The sequence below is a fragment of the Novosphingobium lentum NBRC 107847 genome, assembly GCF_001590965.1.
GTDB lineage: Bacteria > Pseudomonadota > Alphaproteobacteria > Sphingomonadales > Sphingomonadaceae > Novosphingobium > Novosphingobium lentum.
In genome coordinates, this window is the sequence record NZ_BCTW01000007.1 from 32,707 (window position 1) to 47,912 (window position 15,206).

At 62.1% G+C, this 15,206-nt stretch carries 12 protein-coding genes; 6 read left to right on the top strand and 6 right to left on the bottom strand.

Features of this window, described 5'->3' with window-relative positions; genetic code table 11:
- The first annotated feature begins 4 nt into the window (after nt 1–4).
- From pcpC to NL2_RS07535, 3 genes are all read left to right on the top strand, one after another.
- Nucleotides 5–751 carry a tetrachloro-P-hydroquinone reductive dehalogenase PcpC gene (pcpC, locus tag NL2_RS07525; RefSeq protein WP_036523909.1) on the top strand — a complete coding sequence of 249 codons (747 nt, stop codon included), beginning with the start codon at nt 5–7 and terminating at the stop codon, nt 749–751.
- 578 nt (nt 752–1,329) lie between these two features.
- A complete protein-coding gene (locus NL2_RS07530) occupies nt 1,330–3,759 on the top strand; it encodes a TonB-dependent receptor (RefSeq protein WP_084355968.1) in 2,430 nt (809 codons plus the stop codon).
- Nucleotides 3,760–3,768: 9 nt separating this feature from the next.
- Complete coding sequence (locus NL2_RS07535; protein WP_081798913.1) at nt 3,769–4,755, top strand: MBL fold metallo-hydrolase; 987 nt, start codon at nt 3,769–3,771, stop codon at nt 4,753–4,755.
- Nucleotides 4,756–4,897: 142 nt separating this feature from the next.
- On the opposite strand, the gene NL2_RS07540 is transcribed toward NL2_RS07535, so the two are convergent.
- Together NL2_RS07540 and pcpA are read right to left on the bottom strand one after the other, a co-directional pair.
- Nucleotides 4,898–5,536 carry an HPP family protein gene (locus NL2_RS07540; RefSeq protein ID WP_081798914.1) on the bottom strand — a complete coding sequence of 213 codons (639 nt, stop codon included), beginning with the start codon at nt 5,534–5,536 and terminating at the stop codon, nt 4,898–4,900.
- 132 nt (nt 5,537–5,668) lie between these two features.
- Nucleotides 5,669–6,631 (bottom strand): 2,6-dichlorohydroquinone dioxygenase PcpA, encoded by a 963-nt coding sequence (pcpA, locus tag NL2_RS07545; protein WP_036523920.1) that lies wholly within the window; start codon nt 6,629–6,631, stop codon nt 5,669–5,671.
- 62 nt (nt 6,632–6,693) lie between these two features.
- On the opposite strand from pcpA, the gene NL2_RS07550 reads away from it, so the two are divergent.
- Nucleotides 6,694–7,746: a LysR family transcriptional regulator gene (locus tag NL2_RS07550; protein ID WP_236727302.1), complete on the top strand. Its 1,053-nt coding sequence runs from the start codon at nt 6,694–6,696 to the stop codon at nt 7,744–7,746.
- 290 nt (nt 7,747–8,036) lie between these two features.
- Here the strand turns inward: NL2_RS07550 and NL2_RS07555 are convergent, their stop codons facing one another.
- Entirely contained in the window at nt 8,037–8,900 is an 864-nt protein-coding gene (locus NL2_RS07555) for a bifunctional 5,10-methylenetetrahydrofolate dehydrogenase/5,10-methenyltetrahydrofolate cyclohydrolase (protein ID WP_036523922.1), read from the bottom strand.
- Between the two features lie 4 nt (nt 8,901–8,904).
- Nucleotides 8,905–9,762 (bottom strand): formyltetrahydrofolate deformylase, encoded by an 858-nt coding sequence (gene purU / locus NL2_RS07560; protein ID WP_036523924.1) that lies wholly within the window; start codon nt 9,760–9,762, stop codon nt 8,905–8,907.
- 527 nt (nt 9,763–10,289) lie between these two features.
- On the opposite strand from purU, the gene pcpE reads away from it, so the two are divergent.
- Nucleotides 10,290–11,348, top strand: coding sequence for a maleylacetate reductase PcpE (gene pcpE, locus NL2_RS07565; protein WP_036523926.1), 1,059 nt, complete (start codon nt 10,290–10,292; stop codon nt 11,346–11,348).
- 7 nt (nt 11,349–11,355) lie between these two features.
- Here pcpE and NL2_RS07570 read toward each other — a convergent pair whose 3' ends face one another.
- A complete protein-coding gene (locus tag NL2_RS07570) occupies nt 11,356–11,994 on the bottom strand; it encodes an alpha/beta hydrolase (protein WP_036523928.1) in 639 nt (212 codons plus the stop codon).
- A 273-nt stretch (nt 11,995–12,267) separates the two neighbouring features.
- On the opposite strand from NL2_RS07570, the gene NL2_RS07575 reads away from it, so the two are divergent.
- Nucleotides 12,268–14,337, top strand: a complete 2,070-nt coding sequence (locus NL2_RS07575) for a hypothetical protein (protein WP_155986183.1) — start codon at nt 12,268–12,270, stop codon at nt 14,335–14,337.
- A 267-nt stretch (nt 14,338–14,604) separates the two neighbouring features.
- On the opposite strand, the gene NL2_RS07580 is transcribed toward NL2_RS07575, so the two are convergent.
- Complete coding sequence (locus tag NL2_RS07580) at nt 14,605–15,033, bottom strand: dihydroneopterin aldolase (protein WP_051586715.1); 429 nt, start codon at nt 15,031–15,033, stop codon at nt 14,605–14,607.
- Nucleotides 15,034–15,206 lie beyond the last annotated feature (173 nt).

Here is a 15,206-nt window from a genome sequence, read left to right on the forward strand (position 1 = left end):
TGCCATGTCGAAAGTCGAACTCTTCAATTACACGATGTCGATTTGCTCGATGAAAACCCGCCTCGCGATGGAGGAGTTCGGGGTCGACTATAACGACAACCAGGTCGATATCGGTTTCGCGCTCGAGAATTTCGAGCCGGACTATGTGCGCCTGAACAACAAATGCGTCGTTCCGACGCTCGTGGTCGGCGACAAGGTCGTCACCAACTCCTACAATATCGTTCTCGAGGCGGCCGAACTGGCATCGACCGGTTTGCCAGCTGATCCCGCGGCTCGCGACACGGCGCTTGTCTGGTTCAAGAAGGGCGACGAGGTCAATTTCCAGGTCATCACTTATGGGCACAAGGGCGTGCCGCGCGGCGACGATCTGCTGATTGCGCGTCGCGCTCGCGCAAAGGAATATGCTGACAAATATCCCGAACTTCGCGACATCTATCTCGCGGCCCACGACCGGATCGTCGAGCACGGCAATTGCGCCTATGACGCGCAGACGGTAGCCGACGCCGAAGCCGGGCTCGCGGCGCGCCTCGACGAACTCGACGTGCATATGACGGACCGCACCTTCATCGCCGGCGACGAATATAGCGTCGCCGACATCATGTGGACTGTGCTGCTCGCCCGGGTCGAAATGCTGAACATGGGAGCACAGATCAGCGATCGTCCCAGCGTCCTCGCATATTATCAACGAATGAAGGCGCGGCCGAGCTTCGAACAGGCGCGCGTGATGCCCAACTGGAAGGGCGGCATCTGATCCACCGGCCTCGCGGCCAAATAAAAAGGCTCACCGGCAATATCGCGCGTCGAATTCGGCGCGCTGGCGGAATTGGCAGGCGGCTGCGGCGACCGAAAGGCGCTGCGGCCGCCGCTTTTGATTCAGGCCCGGTGGTTGGCAGGTCGGACGGCAATCATCGAGCCGGTGATTTTGGCGATTGCCCGGCGAGCGAAACGGGTTGGAGCATGGGGTCGGCTGACCCGGCCATAGGCATACCGCCCGTATCGAACCGGCCGCTACGGCAAGGCCATTTTTCCATTTTCGAGGTCTGTCAGACCCCCCATCGTAGCTCTTTTTCGCTGGGATAAATTAGCCTAATCCACAAGTGGCATCGCATATCCGTCAGATGGCTATCCATGAAATGGATAATGAGGAAAAATCTGGATTTCTAGAAGACTATCCTATCCAAATATTGGAATTCATTACAAGCCTACAAGGGTGTTTAGTATTTCTTCGTTATGGATGAAGGTAATCCGCAGGCTCATTTGAAGTAATTTTGCGAACCGCTAAATCTGATTCCCGTAAACGAAACTCGAAAATGTTTGGGAGCAGGGATAATGGCAAATCTTCGTCGTTGCGTCAGTCGCACGATAATCAGCGCGATCGCATTTCAGGCCGGGATGGGCCTTGCCTATGGCCAGGAGCAATCGGCAGCCGACGCAGCCGTAGTGGCCGCCAACGAGGCCAGCGCGGCCGATCCGGCCGCAAACGTACCGGACAGCGCAGCAAGTGCTGCCGCGGCTGATGGCGCTCCCACTGCCGACGGCACGGCGGATGCCGTTGCCGAAACCGACGGCTCGAACTCGGACGGCGAAATCCTCGTGACCGCCCGGCGCCGCGCCGAGCGGCTCCAGGATGTCCCGGTTGCGGTAACGGCGCTGTCGGGGGACGCGCTTGAAAGCCGAGGTGCTGCGGATATCGCCGACATCGCGCCTGCGACGCCGGGGCTCAGCTTTAACGGCGGTGCCGTCGGCGGGTCGGGTACCAGCTCATCGGCGCAGATTTTCGTGCGCGGCATCGGCCAAGATGACTATCTGCCGACCACTGATCCGGGCGTCGGCATCTATATCGACGAAATCTATCTTGGCCGCACCACGGGTTCGATCCTGTCGCTCACCGACATCGAACGCGTTGAAGTGCTGCGTGGGCCGCAGGGGACGCTGTTCGGACGCAATACCATCGGCGGCGCGATCCTCGTCACGAGCCGCAAGCCCGATCCGTCAGGCAGCTATGTAAATCTGTCGGGAAGCCTCGGCGAAAAATCGCTGATCGAACTGAAGGGCGTTGCCAACGCCGCGCTCGCCGACAATCTGGCAGCGAAAATTTCGGTCGGCATGCGCAAGCAGGACGGATACGGTCGCTCTACGATTACGCCGGGCCGCTATGGCGATACAGATCGCTGGGGTGTCGCAGGGCAGATATTGTTCGAACCGTCGTCCAATTTCCGGCTCCTTTTGTCGGGTGACTATTCGGAGATCGACCAGCCGAGCCCGACGCAGGTCGTGACCAATATCGGACCCGCGGTCGGCCTGATCGCCGCCTACAATGCCTTTGCTCCCGCGCGGCAGCTCCCGCTCTTCAATCAGGCGCTGGTGGGCGCCGACCGGTATACGAACAGCAGCCAGCGCCTCGGCTACGACCGGGCGAAGGTGAAGGGCCTCTCGCTGACCGGCGAATATGATGTCGCCGAGGACTGGAGCCTGAAGTCGATCACCGCCTACCGCAAGAGCGACGTCGCCTTCTCGGCCGACGCCGACACGACGAGCGCGCCGATCTTCGACGTGACGACCACGGTCAATCAGTCGCAGTTCAGCCAGGAGCTGCAGCTGAGCGGGCAGATCGGCCCGCTGTCGCTGACCACGGGCGCCTATTATTACGACGAAGACATCGACTATACGCTCACGGCGGACATTCTGCCGGGCATGTACGCCTTTCTCGTCGCGAACGGGACATGTCCGAGCGCGGCGCCGCCCTGCTTCGCCGCGACCCGCGGTTTCCGCCAGCCCTCGACGCTCGGGATCAAGGCCTATGCCGGCTTCGGACAGGGCACGGTCGAACTCACCGACTGGCTGAGCGCGACCGGCGGCATCCGCTACTCGGTAGAGAAGCGGCGCTTCTCGACCCAGTCTTTCGGCACCGCGACCGGCGCGCTGCAATTTTCGGGCAACCAGGCGCGCCGCTACACGCAGTGGACGCCGAAACTCGGGATCGAAATCAAACCCGCGCGTGACCTCCTAGTCTACGCCTCTTACGCGAAAGGCTATAAGTCGGGCACCTTCAACGGACGCGCGACATCGGGGCCGGCGCTGAACGAGGTGCTGCCCGAGAGCTCGGACAGCTACGAGATCGGCGTGAAATCGCAGTTCCTCGATCGGGCGGTGACGCTCAACGTCTCGGCCTACGACGTCACCTACAAGAATCTCCAGACGACGGTGACGGTACGCGACGCCCAGGGCGCACCCGCGACGGCGCTGATCAACGCCGCCGAGGCGAAGGCCAAGGGTATCGAGGCCGAACTGACCGTTCGGCCCTTCGACGGCCTGACGCTGAATGGGTCCTGGGGTTATATCGACGGAAAGATCACCGACACGACCCCGGCCGCCGCGGCGCAAGGGCTGCTTGTCGGGAATCGGCTCACCAAGACCCCCAAGAACAAGGTCGCGGCCTCGTTTCAATATGACTGGGAAATGATGGGTTCCGAGGCTTTCGTCCGGATGGACTATGCCTGGCAGTCGTCGATGTTCCATACGCCGCTGAATCAGGTCAACACGTTCGAGCCATCCTATGACGTCGTGAACGGCCGGCTCGGCTTCACCGTTCCGGGCAGCGGAAGCTTCGGAAACGAGTTCCGCTTCTCGATCTTCGTCAACAATCTGTTCGACGAGAAATATGCGCTGAACCGGAGCTTCGTCGCCTTTGCCGATTACAACACCGCGAACTTCGCGCGGCCGCGCGAGGTCGGCGTGTCGGTCGCGGTCGACTTCTAGGCGAAGCTGGTGAGGCGTCTCGCGCTCGCGCTGCTCCTCGCGCTCCTTGGTCCGGCCACCGCGTCCCCGGCGGTCGCGGCCGAGGGCGAGACGCCCGCCCGCCTCGTGCTGCTCGGCACGGCGGGCGGGCCGATCCCTCGGCTCGAGCGCGCCCAGCCCGCAACGGCGCTCGTCGTCGGAGGGCAGACCTATCTGATCGACGCCGGTGACGGCGTGTTGCGGCAGATGGCGGCGAGCAAACTCGGGCTGGGGAGCGTCCGAGCGCTGTTCCTTACCCATCATCACATCGACCACATCGGCGACGTGCCGGTGCTCATGATCGATCGGTGGCTTCTCGCCAATGCGCCGCCGCTTCCCGTTTACGGCCCACCCGGAACCGCGGACCTCGTATCGGGAACACTGAAAGCGTTTCAACCCGTCGCGCTGGCCCCGGTGTCGATCGGCGGACCTGCCAAGCCTCCGCTGGCCGAAGCAGCATATGGCCGAGACCTTGTTGCGGACCTCGACGAACCTCAACTCATTTATACCGACGAGCATGTGCGGGTTAGCGCGGTCGCGGTCGATCATTATCACTATCCACCGGGAAGCCCCGAGGCGCGGTTCTCGCGATCCTATGCTTACCGCATCGAAGCGGGCGGAAAATCCTATGTGTTCAGCGGCGATACCGGGCCATCGGCCCGGCTCGCCAAGCTCGCCCGGGGCGCCGACTATCTCATCTGCGAGGTCATCAGCCTGGCGATGATCGAGCGACAGCTTCGTGCTTTTCCGGGATTTACGCCCGCCCAGATCCCCGCATTGATGCAGCATATGGCCGAAGATCATCTCACCGGCGATCAGATCGGCCGGCTTGCAGCAGAAGCGGGTGTCGGAAAGCTTATTCTTACGCATCTCGCGCCGGGCGCCGACGGCGAGACCGATATGAGCGACTATGTCCGCGGCATTGCCGACCATTTTGCCGGCGAGGTCATCATCGGCAAGGATCTTGGCGAATACTGAAGCGCGCCAAATGCGCCTTCGCAAGTATCTGGTTCGCGCCCGAAGTTCCCAAGATTACCGTTTGGCCCGCGGGAAAGCGCTGTTCAGCACGGCGCGCGCGCATGGTGACTGAAATCGTCCGCTTTTGATCTGTACTGCCGGCCTAATATCGATGCCGCCGGGATCGCATGCGCCACCGGCGTGCGGCAGCGCTGGACGGCCGGACCGATCGGGCCATGGCGGCCGCACATAGTGCGAGCGAGAACGAGGTGATTGCAGTGAGCGTTAGAAGCGCCAGCGGCGAAGCGTGGGCAGCAAAGGCGAAGCCGGCATTGGCGAGCGCCGGCGCGTGCAACGCATCGAGGAGCAGGACGATGGCGAGGGCCGCTGCGACGGCGATGGCAACCGCGATTGGGCTGAACGCGGCGAGACTATGGACCGCGATCCCGCAGATTATCGCGACGAGATGGCTGGTAATGATTCGGCGCGGGCGGCATTGACGGATTTGCGGTGCCGTCGCGATAAGGACGGCGCTCGAAACGAGCGACGAGAGAAAAAGGGTGCTCCCCGTCAGGGCCTCACCGGCCCACATCGCCGCAGCTATGATGGCGGCGCTGGCGGCACTGATCAGCACGGTGCGGGGCCAGGAACGGCGCGGCATCGCGAAATGGTCAATCGCGACGCCAAGGCGCCTCGTCTCGGATGAAGGCGATGCAAGGCCGCGGTGGCGCGCCGAAGCGCGTGCTTCGCCCGTTGCCGCCGTAGGTGGAGGCCCGGCGCGGTCTGCTGGCTCGTCGTACATTCAAATTCCCGGTGAAGGAGTCGCGGGCAGTCGGCTGGCCCTACGCCCCGAATGCCGCAGCCGGCTGTTTATAAGAGGGCCCCGGCCTTGTGCCGGAGCCCTCCCTCCGCCCCCCAGCGGATTCTGCAAATGTCAGACGGCGATGGGGTCGTCGTGCATCGCCTGCTGGATGAGATGCTTCTTGTCGTCGAACTGCGGTGACACCTTGAGATCCATGCCGAGCGTTTCTTCATCTTCGTCGTGCGTGAAGCCGAGGCTGTGCGTCGCCTCGAACATCACGCCGCCCGGCGTGCGGACGTAAGTCGATTCAAAATAGCCGCGGTTCTTGCGATCCGAAAAGTCGGTGAAGCCGACGCCCTCGGTTTCGAATTTGATACGCGCCTGGACGTCCATGTCAGGGACCGCGAAGGCGCCATGGTGGATGATGCCTTCGGCGATCGTCCAGCTGCCCTGGCGGCGATCGGGTTCGTGCAGGATGTCGATGATCGTTCCCGAGTCGGACGTGCCCTTGACACGGTAGCGGTGACGATTGCCTTCTTCGCCGATCTTCTCGAAGTTCCAGCAGGCGTTCATGAAGAAGTCCATGTCCTCGAGTTCGCGCACCGAGGCAGTCCAGCTGTGAAACCCGCGCTGCGCATGCTCTATCGGAACATAGGGCGACGCGAACGGCGCACGCGTGTCATTCTCGTCCTCGAGCACTTCGAATTCGATACCGCATTCGGGATGCTCGAACGAGGCGAAGCGCTGGCCGAAGCGCACGCCGGGCTCGCTCGTCGCGATGCCGTTCTGGTTGAGGTGCGCGATCCACCACTCAAGCGATCCCTTGGGGATTGCGTAGGTGCAGACGGTAAACTGGTTCGAGCCCTTGCGGCCTTTGAGGCCCGTGCGGCGCGTCGGGAAGGTCGTCATCACGGTTCCGGGCGTGCCGAGCTCGTCGGCGAAGTAGAGATGGTAGATCGGCGTGCTGCCGTCATAGAACAAGGTGCGCTTGACGAAGCGCTGTCCGAGCACCTTCACGAAGAAATCAATATCGCCCTGCGCCGTCCCGGTGCAAATGGTGATATGATGCAGGCTGGTGATATGGTTGGTATCCACAATCGCTCTCCAATGTTTTTTACAATGAACCGCGCCGCGACTTTCAATCGTACGGAAAGGGCGTGATCGATGCGGAAATTAGCACCCTGCCGCCGACTGCTCCACGCAGATCGGCGGATATCCCCCATCAGGAAAATGAATATCGTCGGCCTTGCGCCGGTCCCGCATTCACCGCGATAAAGCTGTGGGACGGTTGGGGCGAGACGAAGGAACTGGCGATGTTGTCGTTCATGCATCTGACGGTGTTCGAGACCATATTGCGCACCAAGAGCGTGAGCGGGGCGGCGGAGACGCTCGACGTGCCTCAGCCGACTCTCAGCCGTTACCTCAAGCAGCTTCGCGAGCATTTCGGCAACCAGCTCTTCGTACGTACGCGCCATGGCCTTGAGCCGACGTCGCTTGCCATCTCCGCGGCGCCGGCGGTTTCGCAGGCACTGGAACTCTACCGCACGCGGCTGAGCGGTCACACGCATTTCGATCCCGCCCAGTCCGACCGTGATTTTCACATTGCCGCCTCCGATGTCGGGCATTTGCTCGTCCTGCCACGCCTCGTCGAATGGGTGCGCACCATAGCGCCGCGCGTCCGGTTCAAGGCGGTACCGCTAGGGGGCGAGAAACTCATTGCCCGGCTCGAAACCGGTGAGGTCGACGTCGCGATTGGCGGGTTCCCCGCGCTCTATGCGGGGGTCGTCGAACAAGCGCTGTTTCGAGAGGAATATGTGTGCGTGGTGCCGCGTTCCTATCTTCCCGACGGCCGCCTGACCCTCGCGCGGTTCAAGGCGGCACGCCATATCCTCGTCGACGGTCGGCATCTCGGTCACATCCACGAGGATGTCGACAAGATGTTGCTCAGGATGGTCGGCGCGGCAAATGTCACTGTCATGGCGGAAAATTTCCTGCTCAGCGCCCATATCGCGGAGCAGTCGGAACTCATCCTCACCGCGCCGTCGCGTCTGACCGAAATCCTGAATAGCGACACGGTGCGGATCATGCGTCCGCCGATCAGCCTTCCGGGTTTTACCGTGAAGCAATATTGGCACGAGCGTTTTCACGAAGACCCGGGAAACCGCTGGCTTCGTTCCATGCTCGCCCGCTTGCGCGGGCTGGGGGAGTGAGGGCGACAGCCGGCGCTTTGGGAATTTGCCGGCGACGCCGGGATTGCGATCCACCGGGCACTATCAGCGAGGCGAATTGATCCCATTCTCTTTGCGACGTTGCCTGCCCGAGCAGCAGGTGCACAATGGGGACGCCTTTTAGGCAACCTCTCCCAAAACTTCGGGCCGCCTTCGGGCGGCCCTTTTTTGCGCGATCGGGATCTTCGCGCGTGATGAACTCCCCGAATCCAAGATGGATTTGGGTTTGAGTTCCTGGCGCCGGGATAATGACGCAGTCAGCGGAGCAACGGTCAGGCGCGCGCCAGCGACTGCGCCGCTTCGAGTGTGTTGAGGAGGAGGCAGGCGATCGTCATCGGTCCGACGCCTCCCGGAACCGGGGTGTAAGCCGCCGCGTGTCCGATTTCGGACGCCGCGACGTCCCCGACGATCCGCGTCTTCCCATCCGTTCCGGCCACGCGGTTGATCCCCACATCGATGACAATGGCGCCCGGCTTCACCCAATCGCCGCGTACGAGACCGGCGCGGCCGACCGCGGCCACCACGATGTCAGCGGAGCGGCAGATCGACGCTGTATCGCGGGTCCCGCTGTGGCAGACGGTGACGGTGCAGCCCGCGCCGAGCAGCAACTGTACAATCGGCTTGCCGACGATGTTCGACTTGCCGATCACGACCGCATGCTTGCCGCGGAGTTCGGTCGTCTCGCTTTCAATCAGCAGGAGGCAACCGGTCGGCGTGCACGGCGCGATGCCTCCGGTTCCGCTCGAAATCCGTCCGACATTGAGAGGATGAAAGCCATCGACATCCTTCGCCGGATCGATGGCATCGAGGACCTTCGTCGCATCGATGTGCGCCGGGAGCGGCAGCTGCACCAGAATGCCATGGACCTGCGGATCGCGGTTCAGCGCGTCGATACGTTCGAGCAGCTCTTCCTCGCGGCAATCGGCGAGGTAACGGTTCTCGAGCGAGCGGATGCCGACTTTGCCGCATTCATCGATCTTGCGCCGGACATAGATTTGGCTCGCGGGATCGTCCCCCACAAGGATCGCAGCAAGCGCCGGGGGAAAGTCGTTTGCTTCGGCAAAGGCCGCGACGTCGGTCGCCATCCCTGCCATGAGACGCGCCGCCAGCGCGGTCCCCGAGATTATTCGTGCCACGCCATCAATCCCGGAACACGACCGTTTTACCGTCGTTGATGAACACCCGGTCCTGGACGTGATAAAGGACCGCACGCGAGAGGACGCGCTGTTCGATACTCCGCCCCTTACGGACGAGGTCCTCGGGCGTGTCGGCGTGCGAGGCGAGCTCGACATCTTGGTGAATGATCGGTCCTTCGTCGAGGTCCGCGGTAACATAATGAGCGGTGGCCCCGATCATCTTCACGCCGCGCGAATGCGCTTGGTGGTACGGCTTGGCGCCCTTGAATCCCGGCAGGAAACTATGGTGGATATTGATGCAGCGGCCCGATAGAAAAATCGCCAGATCATCCGACAATATCTGCATGTAGCGTGCAAGAATGATCAGCTCGGCGCCCGACGCGTCCACGACCTCCTTGATCCGCGCTTCCTGCTCGGCTTTCGCGTCCTTCGCGATCGGAAAATAGTGATAGGGTATGTCCTCGAGCCACGATCTGATCGTCAGCGCCTCCTTGGGATGGTTCGAAATGATCGCGACGACGTCCATGTCGATCTCTCCGATCCGGCTCGCGTAGAGGAGATTGCCGAGGCAATGGTCGAATTTCGACACGAGCATCACGACCTTGCGACGCTGCGCTGTTGACCTGAGCGACCAGTCCATTTCGAAGCGCGCAGCGATCTCGGCGAAGGCTGTGCGGAAGCCCTCGTCTTCATCCTGCTCGAAGCGAGCGACCACGCGCATGAAGAAGCGACCCGTTTCCGGATCGTCGAATTGCTGCGCTTCGGCGATATTCGCACCGTAAGAGAAAAGCGCGGTGCTGACCGCCGCGACTATTCCCGGCCGGTCGGGACAGGAAAGCTTGAGAATCTGTTCAGAAGGCACACCACATCCCCATCATCGTCTATTTATGTTCAACGGATCCGATGAACTTGTGGCGTCCTAATCGAACCACAACCCGACCGATGGCAAGGGTATCGCTGGTCCGCTCTCCGGCTTGATCCTTTCCGGTTCGCGGATAGTTGAATGGCGGCGATCGGCTATCCGGTCTCTGGGAGGTGAATAGAGACAATTCAGTTCGCGAATATCGCGCGGTTCGGCGCTCGGCTCGCGTCGGCCTCCCGGACAATCGCGGGGAAACTTAGCCGCAGGGCAAGAGTAAAATACCAGTCATTTCCAGATGCTTGAGTAAATATGAAGCCGCCGGCTCCGCCCTGCGACGGGCGCACGGCCGGCCGCCGGAGAGTGCGCCGGATCCGGCTGTCGCCCCATGCGTCGCGCGTCGCATGGCTGGGCAGGGGAGCCTTGAACCTCTATCGCGACGGCGACACCCCACGGCCTTTTCGCGGCCGGGCGGCGGAACCGCGCGCTGAACAAAGCGCGTTCCCGATCTGGCTTGAGAGGACTGCCCCATGAATTTCATCTACGAACCGCTCACCTACCGCGTGATTTTCGGCGCGGGAACGCTCGCCAGGGCCGGCGAAGAGCTTCAGCGTATCGGAAAGCGTGCATTGATCCTCTCGACGCCTGAGCAGAGCGGCGACGCTGCGGCGCTGGCCGAGCGGCTCGGCGCATCGGCGGTCGGTCTGTTCACCGATGCGGTCATGCATGTGCCCGTTTCGACGGTCGACGCGGCGGCGGCGCGCGCATTCGAGCTTAAGGCCGATTGTACCGTCGCGATTGGCGGCGGTTCGACCATCGGCCTCGCGAAAGCGCTTTCGCTCCGCCTCGATCTGCCGTCGCTCGCGATCCCCACCACCTATGCGGGGTCCGAGGTGACGCCGATCTGGGGGATGACCGAAAATGGCGTCAAGACGACCGGGCGCGATCGCCGCGTGCTTCCCAAGGCGGTGATCTACGACCCCGAGCTGACGATGTCGCTCCCCGCCGCGATGTCGATCGCGAGCGGACTCAATGCGATCGCCCATTCGATGGAAGGTCTTTATGCCTTCGACGGCAACCCGATCGTCTCTCTCATGGCTGAAGACAGCATCCGCGCGCTCGCTGGGAGCCTCCCGGCGATCAAGGCGAATCCGGCGGACGCCGACGCACGCGCGAAAGCGCTTTACGGCTGCTGGCTTGCCGGGAGCGTACTGGGCGCTGCGAGCGTCGCGCTTCATCACAAGCTCTGCCACACGCTCGGCGGTTCCTTCGACATGCCGCACGCGCAAACGCATACGGCGGTGTTGCCCCATGCCATCGCCTATAATGCACCCGCGGTTCCCGAGGCCATGGAAAGGGCTGCTCGTGCGCTCGGCGGCGGAGACCCGGCCGTCCGTCTCTTCGAACTCGCACATGGGCTCGGTGCCGAGATGTCACTGGCAAAGCTCGGCATGCCTCGCGACGGAATCGAGACAGCCGCGCGCCTTGCCGTCGCCAATCCCTATCCTAACCCGCGGCCAATCACCGAAGAGGGCATCACGGCGTTGCTCGAACGCGCGCTCGACGGTCTTCCGCCCCTTCGGAGCTGAACCACAATCAATCCGCCGCGCGGGTGCCGCTCTCCTCGCCGGTCAGCCAAGCCCGAACCGCGGATTTGATCGTCAGTGGCAGTTCATGACCGCCTTCATATACGAGCATTGTCGCAACGGCGCCGCTGCGCCACGCGAGATAGGCCTGGGCTTCGGCGAACTTGTGCCGCGGAATTACCATGTCGAGCTTGCCGCGGCAAAACATTACCGGTTTTCCGGCAAGCGCAAAGTCCGGCAGCTCGCCGCTGGGCACGGCGAAGCAGCCGCCGATCATAAGAAGACCGGCGTAGGCCTCGGGCGACTTCAGAAAGAGGGCGCCCGCCATCGCGGCGCCGTTGCTGAAACCGCACAGCCAGGGGCGCCGGCGTCCGGTGTCCGACGCGATCCAGCCTCCGACCTTCTCCGTTTCCAGGGCAAGGCTTTCGGGTATCGCCACTCCGGTGCCAGCGTTCAGAAACCACGCGAACCCACCACCTTGCGAGATCGGGCCACGATATGAGCGTACGTCCGCATCTCCGAAAAGCGCGAGGGTATAGCCTGCCTCGCGTTCATTGCTGCCACGGCCATGAAGATAGACGATATCGCGGCCGGTTCGGCTGGCATCGGGACTGTCGTAACGCATGACGATGGCCTGATCTCGGGACATGGATTCTCCTTGGCGGGTCACCCGCAAAACGCGGGACAATCCCGTCCGCGGCGAGGAAAGCGCCGGGGGAACGAGGTGCCGATCGTGCTCGCGGACTCGGCGCACTCTGAAGGCCTTCTTTATTGGAGATCAAATCTCGAAAACGGATATGCGTCATCCGCTTTGCGGTAGTTCTTTGCCGACTGAGAAACAGTCCATTGCGGCGGGATTGCAATTAGGTCGGAGGGGCCGATCATGCTAGCTTCTCTGGGGGAAACTGGCGTGGAGGGGGGTATGGGGTTCGACCTCAGATCAATCGGCTTTTTATGCCTTCTGATTCTGCTTTTCGATGCCGCGTTCGCAATCACGTCTGGCTGGACGTTAAGTGCGGTCATCGCGTTTCTCTGGCTTGCGGCAGCCGTGCTGCTCGGCTGGAAAGAAGCCAAAGATTTTGCGGCGACCTGGTGGCGTATCGTCACGGTCCCCCTTGCCGCGTTGGTAACCGGCATCGGCAGCCGAGGCATCTATCCTGGCGGATGGGATTGGTTCCCCGTCGCGGCAGCGTTGCTTTTAGTCACAGGGATGACCCTGTTTTTTCGCGTTTGCTTTTGGGCGTGGTGTGCTGCCTTTTTGCTCCTCTGGGCCGCGTCGATCGCCTTCGTCGGGCTCGAAGTTGGCGCGGTGTTCGCCGCGCTGCTCACACTCTTTGCGGTCATGACGAATTTCGCCGCAAAATTCGTCATGGACCACGCTTTTGATCTGAATCGTATCCGCACTTGGCGAGCCGAATTGAAGGATGCCGATAAGAAGACTTATCGCCAGCAATTGACCGGCCTGCTGATCCCCGTGTTTGTCCTCGCGGCGATCGGGTTTGGCTTCAACTATTGGCTCCAAGCGCGGATTGTGGACTATATCTACGCGTCCGGCCTCGTCTATCCCGACCCGGAGAGTAATGGTCTCGCGCGCGATCTCGAAGCCGATGCCTTCGCGTCGCTTGACCTCCGCGAGGCATTGGCTCTTGCTGACATTAAAGTGCGCGGCGACGGCGCTCGGGCCAAGGGCGGGCGGATTTTTACGAAGGCGCAGGAACGCGTCCTTGCGCTCTTCGGAGGCTTTTCTCCAACGCCCTTGGATAGCGAGGCGACCTGCAAAAGCTGGAACAAGCAGCAGCGTATTACCCTGCCTGGGTCGCGCGCGCGGCAGTTCCTCGGGGGCGGGCGCCACGGGCACAAACGGTATAAATATAAAATGATCGGGCCCGATCTGACGAAAGACTGCGAAGCTCTCGGAAAAGCCCTCGATGCACGCGACCTCAGAGACCATGAGAAAGGAATGACGGGTGCGACGGCGATCGTCGAACAAAGCGGCGACGATGCCAGCGCCGCGCTTGATGCCGGTGTCGGCAAAGCTGAGTTGAAGGCGGAGACGCTCGTTCGATACAGCTTTTGGGAAGCTCGGATTGCCCTAGATTCGGCGTTTGTCGTATTGAGAATGCTCGCGATCCTTTCATGGATCGTGGTCGCTTGCAGCGTTCTCGCTGCGGTCTGCTATGTTGCTGGACGGGTTTCATTCGACCGGACTGTCCTGCCATTCAGCCTGCGCGGACGGCCCGCTCGATCGTCGCCGGCGGGAGAGCCAGACAGCCCCGGATCATTGGATATGCTGCCCCTCGACCGGCTCGAGCTCGACACTGTCAGGCAGGTCGGAGAAAAAGACGAAACCGGGGTGGTGACAAAGGCCGTCCGGCAGGAAAAATGCTGGTATCTCTGCTTCGACGCGGCGCGCTACGGCGATGGAACGCATATGCGGTGGACCATTCCTTCGCCGGGATCGGCGTTCTTCCGGCGCCTCTTTGCGGCCAAGCTCGCAATGACCAAAGTCGAACTTGCAGAGATTATCCAGCATAAGCCTACCATCGCGGTAGCCGGCGACCTCAAGTTGCTTGATATCGTTGTCGACGAGGGGCGCGAGATCGTTTTTCGGATGAAGGATCTCATCGCCTTCTCCAAGGGCGTTCGCATCCGGTCGATTTACTCAACCCATGTCGGCACCGAACTCTTTGGTCTCACGTCATTCTATAATGTCGCCAGCGGGACTGGTCGGCTCGTGCTCAAGACCGAGGGGAGGGAAGTATTTCTGGCGCCGCCGGACGTTTCGATTCCTCCCAACCTCCTTGTTGCCTGGGATCATAGCGCCACGTTTGCGCTTGCCCAGGATTCCGGAATCGTCGGTGTATGGGGAAATGCGCCGTCGGTCATGCCTACCCTGTCCGGCACCGCGATCGTCGACGAAAGCAGGCCTGGAGATCCGGGCATCTTTGGCAGGATATGGCGCCTTCTCCGTTTCGCCGTTCTTCCGGTGTGAACATTATATGTCCAAAGCACGGTCAGCCTGCGGCCGAGTTAAGATTCGCGCTTTCCACCCACGCGCTGCGAGGCGGTGCTTCGAGAGAAATGAGCCGGGCCGCTCCAGATTTGACGTCCGTCAATCTCGCTGTTCCCCGACGGGCGGCGCTTGGTGCGGGCGAATGATGCGTAAATGGGCGATCGGCAGGCAGCCGCGCTTTGGGCGGTGGTGGCCGGCGTGCCGGCGATTCCGCAGCAAGCCGGCGACGGCGAGGCGGCCGCGCGCTTAGCGCCAGCCGGTGCGTGCTACGACTGTGTCGGTCTTGCGAACTTCGTAGCGCACCGATGCCATCGCCGGCGCAATCGCTGCCGGCTTGTAAAGCTCGATTTCCACCGAATGGACCTGCTCCAGCTCACAGATGCGCCGACCCAGCTCGCAGATGAACGTCTCGATCAGTTCGAAATGGCCTTCGGCGGACAGGCGCGTCGCTTCCTCGACAAGCCGCCGATAATCGACGGTTTCAGCAATGCGGTCGGTATCGGGCTCGGATACTTCGGCCGCCATGTTCAGCAGGATTTCTTGGCGGCTGCTCTTCTCGCCGCGATATATGCCTACGCTCGCCTGAAGCGAGACCTGCTGGGCTCGGACCCAGAGCCGCGTCTCCAGGGCGGGAGCGCAAAGCTGGCGCTCGGCAATTTTGGCAAGTTCGTTCATGGTTTCGCCCTGCTCCCGCGCTCGGCATTGCCCGCCTCTTCGGTCGGACGGACGGCGGCGGGGCGGCACCGTCCGAAGGCGTCGCTGCCGGTGCTCTATGCCGAAGCGCGCAGGATATCTTCTAGCGGACGGTTCGCGCGCCACCTATCGCTGAGGCTGATAACGTCCATCCG